Below are 13428 nucleotides of genomic sequence, written 5' to 3' on the forward strand. Positions count from 1 at the left end.
TGAATCGTGTGCAACCCTGCGGATAGTGGCTCCAGCAGCAGGTAGTAGCCGTCAGCGACGGCAGTCCCTTTTCCACCAGTACGGCCAAAAATCCACGGGCTCGGAGCAGAAAACGAGAATTGGCCGATCGGCGTGCGATAAGCCGAGATGTTGCCGACGGAAACACCGTCGATAGTGCAGAACAAATCACGGATGTCGCTTGCGAAGGCGCTCACAATTTTCAGCTGGTCCGGCGTAAGCGCCTGGAGTGGTGGATTGTTCAGCGAGGTCGTCCCATTGAACATGGGCAGGAAGATAGACGTTCCGTCGAGTACCGACAGAAAGATAGACGTCCCAGCAGGAATGGTTGTCGCCAGTTGATTGCAGGTCAGCGGTGCAGAATTGGGCGTGGCCCAATACCAGACGTTTCCCGTTTGCGCCGCTGAGATGGGACGATGGTTGCAGTCGTCGAACGGATGGGGAAGGGGGCCGAGCGGCAATTCCAGCGCCCACCGCCAGAACGAGACCGCCCACTGACTATATGTTTTGCCGCGGAACTGCACATTGAGCGACACGACATGGTGATTCACGACCACGTCCTGTGGATTGACGCTGTTGGCGATCACCGAGGTGGCGGCGCTGTCACTCCCGGCACCTCCGCCACATCCAGCTAAAAGAATGGCAAGCGCGATCGTCTCTGCCGATGTCCGCAGTCCCCTCGTAGCAAGCGTAATGATCGCGGTACGTTCTCGCGTTTTTGCGTGGACGCTCATGCTGTTCTCCTGCCGGGTCGAGCTTCATCTGCTGCTACCCAATGCATAGCCGAGGGTGCCGCATTGTTGGCATGCCTCAACAGGTGCTGAACCGTCGCACGGAATCTGCCTGATGTATCTTGACGAGGCGCCCACCGCCGTGGGAGCGCATCGCATGATTCGTTATATGTCGGCGTTGAATCGAATACAAGACTGCAACCACGCGGCCGTTTTCAGCAGTCTAAAAGTGCGTCACCGTGAGTTGCACCGGACGCTACGTGGCTGTCATGCCGAACACTCGGGCCACCGTGGCCACAGCTCCAAACCATATCGACAACGCTTGAGAAGAACGCGGCATTACGTCAGTGCTTGCAAAATATTTGGCTTGCCTCACGGAAGTGATCTCGGCGGAAAGCAGCTTACGCAGCAGAGGCCTTCTTCAGCACCGCATAAAGCTGATCTTTGAGCTGGAGCTTTTCTTTCTTCAGCGTTTCGATAGCGGGGTTGTCAGACGGGGTCACGCCCGCTTCCATGTTGCTGATCTGGTGATCCAGTTCATTGTGTCGATCAAAGAGCCGCGAGAAATGAGCGTCTTCGGTCTTCAGGCGGGAAATCAGGTCGCGAAATTCAGGGAACATCACACACTCCTTTTTCGATCACGGGTGAAAGATCTGGCCTTTCAATTCGTTAGTATTTCACCCGCAGGAATGCTCGGCCTTGATTCTTATCAAGGCGCTATCGGACGGGCGCGGCACCCGCTTGCCGCGCATCCCGATTCATGGCGCACGCAATCGCTCAAGACGTGCCTGCAATTCGGCCAACGGCTCGACGACCGTGCGCACCGTGCCCGCATAGATCGCACCGTCGTTGCCGTCGAGGGTCACTTCGTCACCCTCATGCATCACCGTATCTCCTATTTGCAGAGTACGTGTCGATTCATCGAGATGCAGCGCCGCGCAGCCGACAAGGCAAACCCTGCCAAGTTGACGCGCGACGACCGCAGCATGCGAGGTGCGTGCGCCTCGCTGCGTGAGCAGACCCGCAGCCACCTCCAGTGCGGCGATGTCGTCGGTCTCCGCGTCGCGACGCACCAGGATGACCGACGCACCAGCAGCATGACGCGTGCGCGCGCGTGCTTCGTCGAAAGCGATTTCCCCTGACGCGACCCCGCTACTCGCACTCGCGGCGTGCGCGAGTGGCGTGAGCGGGCGATCGTTATCGGATGCCGCGATAGACATGCGCATCAACGCAGCGGGCTTCAGCGCGGCCGTGCGCTCACGCGCCACATCAGCACTGATCGAGCCCTCGTCGAACAGATCCAGCGCAATCCGCGCGGCGGCTTGCGGCGTGCGTTTTCCATTGCGCGTCTGCAGCATGTACAAATGTGCATCCTGCACAGTGAACTCAATGTCCTGCATGTCGCCGAATGCGCGTTCGAGCCGCGTCGCCGCATCGCGCAATGCTTCCCAGACCGCGGGCATTGCGTGGGCGAGCTCTTCGTGGCCGCGCGCGCTACGGCGGCCCGAGACGACATCTTCTCCTTGCGCGTTGAACAGGAAGTCGACCCAAAGCGCCGGCTCGCCGCTGACCGGATCACGCGTAAACCCGACGCCCGCGCCCGAACGCCCGCCCGCATTGCCGAACACCATGGCCTGCACAGTCACGGCTGTCCCGATTGCATCGCTGATGCCGCACTGTTTGCGGTACGCACAGGCCCTGGATGATTGCCAACTCGTCAGCACCGCGCCGATGGCGTTCGCCAGTTGAACCTGCGGATCCTGCGGAAATGGCTGGCCGGCAGCACCCTCGTAGGCGGCGAGGCAACGATGCGTGAGTTCGCGTAGTTCGGCGAAATCGAGTCCGTGCTCGTCGCGAGTTCCAGCGAGCGCGGCGTATTCCGCTTCGAAGATCGACGGGGGCACGCCCGCGACCAGTTCACCGTAGCTCGCAACGAGTCTGCGATAGGTGTCCCAGACCAGACGCGGATTGCCGGTCTGGCGGAGCATGCCGGCAAGGGTGGCATCGCACAGGCCGACGTTGAGCAGCGTATCCATCATCCCCGGCATCGACACAGGCGCCCCCGAGCGCACCGAGAGCAGCAGCGGCACGCGCGTGTCGCCGAAGCGCTGACCGGTGGCATGCTCCAGTTCCCATAGACCGGGTGCCCACACCGCGCTCGCGGTGGCAGTTTCGCGGGCTCGAGCGTCGCGACAGTAGTGCGTGCCCAGCACGAAAGCCGGCGGCACCGGCAGGCCGAGATCAGCCATGCGCAGCAGATTGTAGGCCTTGAAGCCGACCGTTTCCGCCGACGCATGGGTCGCTTCGGGATTGCCGCGTGGTGTGGCGTCGCAGCCGATCAGGTAGACCTCGTCGGGCCAGCGTTGAGCGGCATCCGGTTGAAGGGCTGTCATGTGTTCGCTCCGGTTTCGCCGAAGGCGACATCGCGCAACGCATACCCGGCCACCAGCAGACGATCCGAGGCCAGTTCGAGTGTCGTTGCGAGATCGTTGGCGAGCATCAGGCTGGCGGCATCGCGCACGACACCGAGAATGGCGCGGCGTGCCGCGCGCAGCAGTTCGTCACACTGGCGCTCCGAGCGCAGCACGTTCCACGACGCGGCAAGAAACGCGTCGCTGTCGGTCGTATCGCTGGCGGTGCCGAGGCTGCGTGCGATAGCGAGCGACTTGACGTGCTCCTGTGTCGCCATCAGCACGGTTTGTGCGAGGCGCGACAGCGATTCGTGGACGTTGCTGTCCCAACCTTGCTGGTGGCCGTCGGCGATCAGGCTCATCAGGAACGCGGCTTCTTCGAGCGCGTCGGCGATGTCGTCGGAGAGTTCAAGCAGTTGCTTGAACGGCTGCCAGCGAGGCTGACGCTGCGCCTGCTCACGCGCGCGCATTACCAGATGGTCCGCCTGCCGCTCCCATGCCTTCGCTCTCGCGGCCAGCGCCTGCGCAGGGTTCTCGCCCGCCGGCGGCGCGCACATGACGTCATGCGTCAGGCCGTCGCTTACCGCTTGCGCCAGTGCGTGGCAGTACGCGGCGTGCTCCTCCAGCAGCTCGAACGCGCTGCTGTGCTGGCGCACACGCCGGGCGAGCAGCAACCGCGTTTGATCGGCGACGAGCGCCGCCGGCTGCCCGCCGATCAGCGCGTGACTGGCCATCTGCAGCACTTCGACCATGAACGCCTGCGCATCGCGCGAGCCGAGCACTGCGTCCAGCCGGTCGCCGATGCGGAACGCCCCTTGACCGACGGCCTGCATCGCAGCGTAGATGAGCGCTTCACCACCGGCCTTCAACCACGCCATGTGACCCACGTCGAGCCGGGCCGCATCGCGCAGAACCTCGATAGCCGCGTCTTTATCGACAAACGACAGCAACCGCTTGCGGGCCCGGTTCCAGTCGATCAGAAAAACAATGCGTGACCCGATTCCTTCGAGCGCGGTGTCGAGCGTGCGCTCGTCGGCACAATCAAAGCGCGCGACGCCGAACGTGTAAGCGTCACCTTCGTTCAGCGCGGCATTGACCTTCGATTGCAAGTCGCTCCACTGCGCACCGTAAGGCACCAGCAGCGACTGGAAGAACGCGAAGCGCGGCCGGTGCAGATCCGAATAACTCAACGTAATCGTCAGGCCTTCAACCTGCACGACCAGCACATGAGCGTCGTTGGTGCCGATGTCGTTTTGCAGCAGCAGCCGCTCGCCGTCGCGTGTCGCGGCGGTGTCGAGCCCCGGATGATCGAACTTCAGTGGCGCCGTGCGATTCAGCCCACGCATGAACGCGACGACGCGCGCGCGGTCGGCCGGTTGCAATTGCCACACGTGCGCACCGTCGATCTGCTCGCTCGAGACCGTATTCGCCAGCTGGTTGAGCGGACGGTGAAGGTCCATCACCAGCAGGTGCAGGCTGTCGTCTCCATTCGTTCGCTGGCCGCGCGTTAGCGATTGCAGTTGTACGCGGCTAAGGCGTTCGCCGCGCAGTGCGTCGAGCCCGGCCAGCCAGTGCTGGACACGCGCGTTCAATGTGTCTGTCTGATCGTCCGGTTGGAGCAGCGGTCGGGCCATCGTCTCCAGATCTTCGGCGAGACGCTGCACGAGACGCGCGAGGTCGGGCAGCAGCAACGTGCCGTCGACTAGCGAAGCGCTTGCAGGCATGTCGCGAAGCCATGGCGCGTCGACGTGTGCGGCGACCAGTTCTGCGGTCAGGTCCGGCAATTCGCGGTCGGGATGTTCGGCGTGCGCGAATGCAACCTGCAGCACGCTCAGGTAGAGCTTCAGACGGTCGTTGGCGGACAGTGCCGCCTTGATCCAGCCTGGCAGCAGCAGACTGCGCTGTCCCATTGCAGCAATTGCCTGGGTCTTTTGCGTCATGGGAGCCACTTGTGCGGGTAGGTGGTCCAGTCTCGGCTGCGTATATGACACTTTCCTGACAGCAGCGACGAGGCCGGAGTATTCGTTGACACACATCAACTGCGCACCGATTGACCTGCGCGAGCATCCGCAGAAACGCGTATGACGCGTTCAGGGTGCATGATGGTGAAGGGGAAATCGCTTGGCGAATTGTTCTTCTTCTCTCGTTTCCCGCAGGCGAAGGAAACCGCTGTTCAACTATCGATCGACCAGGCCATGATACTTCTCGACGGCAAGTACGGAATGCGCACCATGATCCCGTTCTTCAGGACCTGGCTGCGCCGTCCGCCGTCGCCGGCAGGCGCGCATGGGTCGACCACGAGCAGCGAAACGCTCAGCGAGATCGCCGGGCTTTCACCTGATGAAGCGCTCCAACGCTTGCACAGCACGGCGAGCGGCCTGTCCGCCGACGAGGTAGCAGAGCGCTTGCGCACTACCGGCGCCAATCAGGTGGCTCACGAAGTGCGCCATACGATCCTCGGTGAACTCGCGAATCGATCGATCAATCCGCTGAACCTGTTGCTGTTGTCGCTGGCAACTGCATCGTACTTTCTGGGCGACTCACGCGCCGCGATCATGATCGCGGTGATGGTGGTGCTTAGCGTTTCGCTGGGTTTCCTTCAGGAGCACCGCTCGAACAAAGCCGCCGACGCACTGCGCAGAATGGTGCGAACGAACGCCAGTGTACGCCGGCGTGCAACGGCGGCTGAAGCGGATCATATCGACATTCCAATCGAACAGATCGTTCCTGGCGACGTCGTCCTGTTGTCCGCTGGCGATATGATTCCCGCTGACCTGCGGCTGATCTCGGCGAGAGATCTATTCGTCAATCAATCGGCGCTCACTGGCGAGGCAATGCCACTCGAAAAATTCGCGCATGCCTGCAGCACTTCTGCCGAAACGCATTTCGACCTGCCGAATATCTGTTTCATGGGTAGCGCCGTTGTCAGCGGTGTCGGTTGCGGCGTTGTGGTGCTGACCGGGGGCAGGACGGCTTTCGGCCGCGTCGCGGACCTGATCGCCGCGCAGCGTGTACAGACGAGCTTCGACAAAGGCATTGCACGATTCACCTGGCTGATGATGGCTTTTATCCTGGTGATGGTTCCCCTCGTATTCGTTATCAATGGGCTGACCAAAGGTAACTGGTTCGAGGCGTTGCTTTTCGCGGTCGCCGTGGCAGTGGGGCTCACGCCCGAGATGCTGCCGATGATCGTGACGGTCAATCTGGCCAAGGGCGCGATTGCGATGTCACGGAAGAAAGTCATCGTGAAGCGCATCAACGCGATCCAGAATTTCGGCGCGATGGATATTCTTTGCACGGACAAGACCGGCACGCTGACGCAGGACCGAATCATCCTCAAGCGCCACCTCGATTTCCATGGTGACGAATCGGATCAGGTGCTCGAATATGCGTATCTGAACAGCGCTCACCAGTCGGGCCTCAAGAACCTGCTGGATGTCGCCGTGTTGAAGCACGTGGAGCTTCATGAGCAACTCAAGGCGCACGAGCAGTACACCAAGATCGACGAGATGCCATTCGATTTCGAGCGCCGCCGGATGTCCGTCGTGCTCGCACGGGGGGACGGTACTCACATTCTGATCTGCAAAGGGGCGGTCGAGGAGATTTTTTCGGTGTGCACCCGTTACGTGATCAACGGCGTAATGGGCACGCTCGACGAACGCAATTTCACCGCGGCAAAAGACGCCACCGCCGCGCTCAACGCCGATGGGTTTCGAGTCGTCGCCGTGGCCTACAAGGAGATGCCTCCGCAGCAGGCCACCTATGCGGTCAAGGATGAGGCCGATCTGATACTGCTCGGCTACATTGCGTTTCTCGACCCGCCCAAAGAGACGGCGGCGGCGGCCATTGCAACGTTAAAAGAGCGCGGCGTGCAGGTGAAGATTCTCACCGGGGACAATGACATCGTTACCCGCAAGATTTGCCATGAAGTCGGGCTTGCCGTGGATCGGGTCGTACTGGGCAAGGAACTCGAATCACTATCGCCCGAGCAACTAGCCGATCTGGCGGAGACCGCCTCTGTCTTCGCCAAAGTATCGCCGGCGCAGAAGGCTTCCGTTATCGACGCCTTGCATCGCAAGGGGCATGTCGTGGGTTTTCTGGGTGACGGCATCAATGATGGACCGGCGCTCAAGGTCGCGGACGTCGGCATTTCGGTCGATAGCGCGGTCGACATCGCGAAGGAATCGGCCGATATCATTCTGCTCGAGAAGAGCCTCGCCGTGCTTGGTGAAGGCGTGCTCGAAGGCCGCAAGGTGTTCGGCAACATCACCAAGTACATCAAGATGGGTGCCAGTTCGAACTTCGGGAATATGTTCAGCGTGCTCGGCGCCAGCATCATCCTTCCGTTTCTGCCCATGGCGCCAATCCAGGTGCTCACCAACAATCTGCTATACGACTTTTCGCAAACCGCCATTCCGACCGACAACGTGGATGAAGAATATCTGCGTGTGCCGCGTCGGTGGGATATCGGCAACATCGTCAAGTTCATGCTGCTGATCGGGCCGATCAGCTCCATCTTTGACTACGTCACGTATTTCATGATGCTTTATGTGTTCGGCGCGTGGGACAAGCCTTCCTTGTTTCAGACGGGCTGGTTTGTGGAGTCGCTGCTTACCCAGACGCTGATCATCCACATCATCCGGACTTCGAAAGTGCCATTTCTGCAGAGTCGAGCAAGCGCGGCGCTGATTGCGACGAGTCTTGTCATCGCCGCCGTGGGAATCGCCATACCCTATACGTGGCTCGGCACATTCCTGGGCTTTATTCCCTTGCCACCGGCTTACTGGCCAGCACTTCTGCTGATTCTCCTGAGTTATGCCGTGTTGACGCATCTGATGAAGACCTATTTTGTTCGGCGATTCGGGCTGGATTGAGTGCCGCGACTCGGCTAGTGGAACATCACCAGGGCGGTCGATGTGCCGGACATTGCTGACTACTGCGATTTTTTACGCCGGGTTAACGCCAATTCGCGTAGCCTGATAAAAAGCAATGGACAGGTGGCACACATGACGCGCGCATTGGTTGGTCTGCGGACCTTCTTTGGAATGGGTAAGGCATCGCCACAAGGCCGTTCGCGGTCCGTGCCGAGCCGCAATGTGATGATGCGCGTGACCCTGGACGCCCAACACGCCACACCTTTGCGCCAGGCGCTGATCCGGGACTGCGGCGATCAGCAATGGACCATTCGCGTGGCCCCTCTGCACGGAACGGGGCGCGTGCGGCTATCGCTCTATCTGCCCAAAGACGCGGTCAATGGGGCCATGCAACGGCTTGCGCATCTGGCGCCGACTGCGGAGGTGGGACAACTGCTTGAAATCCCCCAGGCGCCAACCAACGCCTGGCGGGCTCTGATGCATACCCCGTCCCAGCCGCGCGCCGATTCGTCTGATTATCAGGCTGAATCAGTAGGGAAAGCAGAGACGCTTGCCCAACTGCTTTCCGCGGATCATGTTCTACTTGGCTGGGACGTAGCAGACCGCGAGACCCTGTTCGAACAGTTTGGCCATTTCTTCGAGCAGCGCTACGACATGCCGGCAACAAGCGTGACCACTGGGCTGATGGCGCGCGAGGCGCTAGGCTCGACCGGTCTCGGCCAGGGTGTGGCTGTTCCACACGGTCAAATCAGAATGCTGCGCCACGCCATGGCGTTTTATGTGCGTCCCGCGCAGCCAATTCCATTCGATGCCCCGGATGAGCAACCTGTGAGCGACGTGATCGTTCTGCTGGTTCCGGAATGGGCAAACAGCACGCATCTGCTTTTGCTGGCTGACGTGGCACAGCGTTTCTGCGACCATCAGTTCCGCGAGGTGCTACATCGCTGTATCGACGCGCGGGCCGTATCCCAACTGTTCGCCAGCTACGAGGCGGTGGGTGATGTTGGGCGTGGGGGGCCGCACACAAATCCCGCGGGTGATCCACCTGCGGCCGTCAAACGGTTCCGCCCGCGCGGGTAGGGTTTTTGCCGTACGTGGATCATCGATCCGCGGGTTTCTTTGTTGACGCGAGCAGTGCAACGCTGACGCAAGCGCTCGCAGGAAAATATCCTCGGTGTTCCGCGGAACCATACACTTGGTGCGGTTTTCGGCGCCCACACACCTTGGCATGCTCCTGCAAGCGCTTGCGGCAGCCGACTATGACACGAATGCGAACGGCAAAATGGCCGCGACGGCGATGGCGACGCCGACCGTAGCAAACCCCAGGCTAAGCGCAAACATGGTGGAAATGCTCGCAATGACCACGAGCGCCAAACACCAGCGACGCTGAATCTGATGGGCAACAATGAGGCTTCTGCCCTTACCCGTATCCTCGATACTCGCTGCTGCAATTGTCTTGTATTGACGAAATCTCAACCGGAGCATGTAGAACCTCGTTCTTTGAATTGAGATTCTGTCATCAACGGTATAATGAATTTATAAAACCGCAGGGCGTGTGCCGTTAATGCGCTATATCGAAGCGCGCAGTGCCGGATGTAAACCGCTGCAACTTTTGGCGCTCGGTCGACGCGACTTGCTCTCGCCAAGCTCGGCCTGCGGGACGACGTGCTGTCTTCCGTGCGTCGTTACAAGACGTGGCCCGCGCAAGAATATCCCTCGTTAAGCGCATACATCGTGTGCCCGCGATTCGTTGGCGCCCGGTGCGGCACCGTACCGACGTCTCTTAAAGTTTCAGACATGATTGAAGATGCGCTCGCTGAAAGAGTCGTGACTGCACGGTCACCTCGCGCCCGGATCGCCAACCCCGCCTTGCCGGTGTCGATCAGTCCGTCCCGAATCCTTTGCTGCGTGCGTTGACCTGTCGCCTGCCCGAAACGTCAGGCCGGTGATCATGTGTTTCTGGATTGGCGCCACGCCGTCGTAGAAAGAGGGTTCACTTGATTAGTCATACACTCGCATTCTTCTCAGAGGGCCTACTGGCCTTTTCGTGGTGGCAGATCCTGCTGGCCACGCTGGTGTCGACGCACATTACGATCGTCAGCGTGACGGTCTATCTGCACCGGTGCCAGGCGCATCGCGCGCTTGATCTGCATCCTCTCGCCAGTCATTTTTTTCGTTTCTGGTTATGGATGACAACTGGGATCGTGACCGGCAAGTGGGCCGCGGTTCACCGCAAGCACCATGCGAAGTGCGAGACGCAGGAAGATCCTCACAGCCCACAGGTCAGCGGAATCTGGAGGGTCTTGCTTGGTGGCGCCGAACTGTACCGCACCGAAGCGAAGAACGAGGAGACGCTGCGCCGGTTCGGCCACGGTACGCCGGCCGACTGGCTGGAGCGGAATGTCTATGAAAAATATCCGGATCTGGGTATCAGCCTGTTGATGGTGATCGACGTGGCGCTGTTTGGTATTGTCGGCGTATCGGTGTGGGCCGTTCAGATGATGTGGATTCCTTTCTGGGCCGGCGGCGTGGTCAACGGGCTGGGCCATTTCTGGGGTTACCGAAATTTCGGTCCGCCTGATGCGAGCACGAATGTGATTCCGATCGGCATTCTGATCGGCGGAGAAGAACTTCACAATAATCACCATGCGTATGCAACGTCCGCAAAGCTGTCGAACAGGTGGTACGAGTTCGACATGGGCTGGATGTATATTTGCGTGCTTTCCGCGCTCGGGTTGGCCACAGTCAGGAAAGTGGCGCCTAAACCGCGAATGGTCAAAGGCAAAGCGGTTCTCGACGACGAGACGCTGCAAGCCGTGCTTCGAAACCGCTGCGAGGTGATGGCAAGCTATGCGAGAACGGCTGAGCGCGCTTATCGGCAGGAACTTGCGCGAGTGCAGCATATCAGCCGGAGGGAGAGAGCCTTGTTGATGCGTGGTGTGAAAAAATGGTTTCGCGACGGGGAGGCAGGGCAAGGCGGAGCGGGTCATCCCGTGCCCAAGGAACTCTGCGGCAACGACGCGAAGCTTCTTGTCTACGTCGAACTGCGCGAGGATCTGGCGGCAATCTGGGACCGCTCGAATCGCTCTCGCGAACAACTCCTGTTTCAGTTGGAAGACTGGTGTCGACGCGCTGAACAGAGTCGAATCGACGCACTAAGGGAGTTTTCGCTTCGTCTTCGCCACTACGGTTGAGGTTCAAGGCTGTCGCTTCGGCCGCCGTCGATCTCGAGCTCAGCCTCGCACTCGACTGGCACATTCAGAGGAAGCGCCACGCCCACTGCCGAGCGAGAGTGCGTGCCAATGTCCGGCCCAAACACTTCAACAATGAGATCAGAGTAGCCATTGGCGATCTTTGGCATCTGATCGAAGCCCGGCGCTACATTAATCATTGCAAAAACGCGCAGCCATGCCGTAATGCGATCCAGGTCTCCAAGCGCTTTCTGCAGGCTCGCCAAATGCGCGAGCGCCACGAGGCGCGCCGCTGTATAGCCTTCGTCCACCGATACTTCAGCGCCAACTCTGCCGGCCGGTTGCGCAATTGTCCCGTCGAGGTTAAGCGGAACGTGTCCTGAAACGAAGGCTCGCGGACCCCTTACTCGAACCCATGCAAAAGGCAAAGTCATGCGGATGTTTGCCGGCATCTGTAGCGGCGCAGGCAACGTCAAGCCTAATTCCGCCAACTTCGCTTCGATTCGCGCCATGATCACCTCCTCAGAGTTCCGCCTACCGGACTGGGCATGGTTCTTTGCTGCTCGACCTGGCAGGGGCAGTCTAAATTTATCGCTTTCCAGAATCGTTCTATTGAAGCTAGTAGTACGTAGTACCGCACCGCCTGATTTCTGAAAGCCGGCATTCTCCCGACTCCGCGCATGCTGGATGATCTATGCTGAATGACTGATAGTCAGCGCCAGGCTGCGGCCGTCTCGATCAAGGAACCGCGAAACAAGGGGCATTCCATGGATACAGTGTCCACTTCCCACATCCGGTACAGGCAGGTGGCCGATCTCCCATGTCCGAAGGGTTTGCCTTTTTTTGGCAACCTCCATCAGCTATCCCCGACCCGGCTGCACCTCGTACTCGAACAATGGGCGCGGGAGCTAGGCTCGCCTTTCAGATTTCAGATCTGTCGAATGCCGGTGACAGTGTGGACCGATCCGGAGCTGTGTCAGACCATCATGCGCGAACGTCCGCACCGGTATCGCCGTTATGCGTCGATAGAGTCGGTGCTGGAGGAAATCGGCTGCAACGGTCTCTTCTCGGTCGAGGGCGCAGCGTGGGCGCCGCAACGAAAGCTGATCATGCATTCGTTGTCCATTCCGCATATCAAAGCTTTTTATCCCAGTCTGAAGGCCATCACGGAAAGGCTTTACCAACGCTGGCAACGCGCAGCGGCGCACGGAACTGTAGTCGAGATGACTGACGATCTCAAGCGCTACACGGTGGACGTCACGAGTGCTCTTGCTTTTGGCGAGGACTCGAGGACCATCGACCAGGATCGTGGTGTCATACAGGAGCATCTCGCGCTGATCTTTCCCATGTTGATGAAACGTATCAACGCGCCTTTTCCCTACTGGCGATATGTGAGATTTCCTCGGGACCGCGAGCTCGACCGCTCTCTGATCGAAGTTCACCGGTACGTGCGAAATATGATGAGCCGGGCACGTGAGCGGATGCGCGACGACCCCTCGGAGGCGCCACGTCATCTCCTTGAAGCGATGCTCGTCATGCGCGACGCGCCACAGTCCGACATAACCGATGACCAGGTGGCTGCGAATGTTCTCACGCTACTGCTTGCAGGCGAAGACACGACGGCGAATTCCATAGCGTGGACGCTGCTATACGTTGCTACGGATCCGGCTTTGCAACAGCGGCTCTTTGACTCGTCGAGCAGTGTGCTCGGTTCTTCATCGGTATGCCCGGACTTTACGTCGTTAAAGCAGTTGGATCTGTGTGAGGCAGTGTGCACGGAAACCGGAAGGCTCCGTCCGGTCGCCGCGGTGAATTCGTTTGAGCCCTTGGAAGACGTGTGTCTCGCCGACATCTTGCTACCGGCCGGCACGAAAATGTTTTTCCTGAATCGGCCCGCCACTATCGACGCGCGCAATTTTTCGAATCCTTTGCAGTTCGACCCGGATCGCTGGCTGCATGACGATAGCCGCTCGCGTACAGTGCACGACTCGCGTGCATATCTGCAGTTTGGTGCCGGGCCACGTGTATGTCCGGGACGTTACCTGGCTGCTGTGGAAATGCGCCTCGTGCTGTCGATGCTGATGGCCAATTTCACGGTCCGAATGGCCGTCGACCCGGATACGATTCGGGAGATCACTGCGTTCACCATGGTCCCGAGTGCCATGCCGGTGCATCTTTCGGCACGGACCGTATAGTTGTCCTC

The 13428-nt window shown here is 59.9% G+C and carries 10 protein-coding genes; 4 read left to right on the forward strand and 6 right to left on the reverse strand.

The window, feature by feature from the left end; translation table 11 throughout:
- From P0D70_RS34935 to P0D70_RS34950, 4 genes are all read right to left on the reverse strand, one after another.
- Positions 1-752: hypothetical protein (locus tag P0D70_RS34935; RefSeq protein ID WP_408187860.1), on the reverse strand; the 752-nt coding region annotated here is incomplete at its 3' end.
- A gap of 398 nt (positions 753-1150) precedes the next feature.
- On the reverse strand, positions 1151-1369 hold the full coding sequence (locus P0D70_RS34940) for an HP1242/YdcH family protein (RefSeq protein ID WP_091804415.1): 219 nt from the start codon (positions 1367-1369) through the stop codon (positions 1151-1153).
- Positions 1370-1507: 138 nt separating this feature from the next.
- Positions 1508-3142, reverse strand: a complete 1635-nt coding sequence (locus tag P0D70_RS34945) for a PEP/pyruvate-binding domain-containing protein (protein ID WP_408187861.1) — start codon at positions 3140-3142, stop codon at positions 1508-1510.
- Entirely contained in the window at positions 3139-5100 is a 1962-nt protein-coding gene (locus P0D70_RS34950; RefSeq protein WP_408187862.1) for a phosphate transport regulator, read from the reverse strand. Before P0D70_RS34950 ends, P0D70_RS34945 begins: the two co-directional genes overlap by 4 nt.
- Before the next feature lie 255 nt (positions 5101-5355).
- Here P0D70_RS34950 and mgtA point away from each other — a divergent pair, with 255 nt between their 5' ends.
- Both mgtA and P0D70_RS34960 read left to right on the forward strand, forming a co-directional pair.
- The gene (gene mgtA, locus P0D70_RS34955; protein WP_408187867.1) at positions 5356-8034 is read left to right on the forward strand and encodes a magnesium-translocating P-type ATPase; all 2679 of its coding nucleotides are present in this window, start codon (positions 5356-5358) and stop codon (positions 8032-8034) included.
- Between the two features lie 42 nt (positions 8035-8076).
- Positions 8077-9114, forward strand: a complete 1038-nt coding sequence (locus P0D70_RS34960; RefSeq protein ID WP_408187863.1) for a PTS sugar transporter subunit IIA — start codon at positions 8077-8079, stop codon at positions 9112-9114.
- A 177-nt stretch (positions 9115-9291) separates the two neighbouring features.
- Here the strand turns inward: P0D70_RS34960 and P0D70_RS34965 are convergent, their stop codons facing one another.
- The gene (locus P0D70_RS34965) at positions 9292-9519 is read right to left on the reverse strand and encodes a hypothetical protein (protein ID WP_408187864.1); all 228 of its coding nucleotides are present in this window, start codon (positions 9517-9519) and stop codon (positions 9292-9294) included.
- A 590-nt stretch (positions 9520-10109) separates the two neighbouring features.
- On the opposite strand from P0D70_RS34965, the gene P0D70_RS34970 reads away from it, so the two are divergent.
- On the forward strand, positions 10110-11228 hold the full coding sequence (locus tag P0D70_RS34970) for a DesA family fatty acid desaturase (RefSeq protein WP_459252449.1): 1119 nt from the start codon (positions 10110-10112) through the stop codon (positions 11226-11228).
- Here the strand turns inward: P0D70_RS34970 and P0D70_RS34975 are convergent.
- Positions 11219-11737 carry a RidA family protein gene (locus P0D70_RS34975; protein ID WP_408187865.1) on the reverse strand — a complete coding sequence of 173 codons (519 nt, stop codon included), beginning with the start codon at positions 11735-11737 and terminating at the stop codon, positions 11219-11221. The genes P0D70_RS34970 and P0D70_RS34975 overlap by 10 nt on opposite strands.
- 189 nt (positions 11738-11926) lie before the next feature.
- Between P0D70_RS34975 and P0D70_RS34980 the strand changes: the two genes are divergently transcribed.
- Positions 11927-13420 carry a cytochrome P450 gene (locus P0D70_RS34980; RefSeq protein ID WP_408187866.1) on the forward strand — a complete coding sequence of 498 codons (1494 nt, stop codon included), beginning with the start codon at positions 11927-11929 and terminating at the stop codon, positions 13418-13420.
- Positions 13421-13428 lie beyond the last annotated feature (8 nt).

This window comes from Paraburkholderia sp. RL17-381-BIF-C (genome assembly GCF_046026435.1).
Taxonomy (GTDB): Bacteria; Pseudomonadota; Gammaproteobacteria; order Burkholderiales; family Burkholderiaceae; genus Paraburkholderia.